This window comes from Saccharomonospora iraqiensis subsp. paurometabolica YIM 90007 (assembly GCF_000231035.2).
Classification (GTDB): domain Bacteria; phylum Actinomycetota; class Actinomycetes; order Mycobacteriales; family Pseudonocardiaceae; genus Saccharomonospora; species Saccharomonospora paurometabolica.
Window position 1 is genome coordinate 65721 of record NZ_KI912225.1, and the last position, 778, is coordinate 66498.

A 778-nucleotide genomic window follows, 5' to 3' on the forward strand; every position below is an offset into this window, starting at 1 on the left:
CACGGGTCGCGGCCACGGCGGCGCCGTGGTCGGCGAACCGCACCGACGCCCCCGCCCGCCACCGGGGACGCTCCCGCACCCGCAGCCACGCCTCGGTGACGACCCCGAGGATCCCCTCCGAGCCGAGGAACATCCGGTCCGGCGACGGGCCCGCACCGGAGGCGGGCAGCCTGCGGGACTCGCTGATCCCGGTGGGTGTCACCACGCGCAGCGACTCCACCAGGTCGTCGATGTGTGTCTCCCCGGTGGCGTAGTGCCCGCCCGCCCGGGTGGCCAGCCAGCCGCCGAGGGTGGAGAACTCGAACGACTGCGGGAAGTGCCGCAGGGTCAGCCCGTGCCCGCGGAGCTGGTCCTCCAGGGCCGGGCCGAGCACCCCCGCCTGGATGCGCGCGGCCCGGCTGGTGGGGTCGACCTCGACGACCCGGTCGAGGTGGCCGAGGTCGAGGGTGACGGTGCCGGGATAGCCGGCGCAGCGCGGTTCGATCCCGCCGACGACGGAACTGCCGCCCCCGTACGGGATCACCGCGAGTCCCCGCCCGGTGCCCCAGTCGAGCAGATCGAGGACGTCGCGCTCGGTGCGTGGCCGGGCGACGAGGTCCGGCACGTTGTCCAGCGTCCCGTGCAGGTTGCGCACGACGTCCCGGAACGCCTTGCCGTGCGCGTGCGCGGCCCGCTCGGCCGGGTCGGCGGTACACAGGTGCGCCAGGCTCGCCGGGACGTCCACCCGTGCGGCCGGCAGCGCCAGATCGGCCACGTCGGGCGGCGGGTGGTCGGTCAG

General features: G+C 76.1%; 1 protein-coding gene. It reads right to left on the bottom strand.

Features of this window, described 5'->3' with window-relative positions:
• Nucleotides 1-778: FAD-binding oxidoreductase (locus SACPADRAFT_RS26565; protein WP_040924147.1), on the bottom strand; the 778-nt coding region annotated here is incomplete at both ends.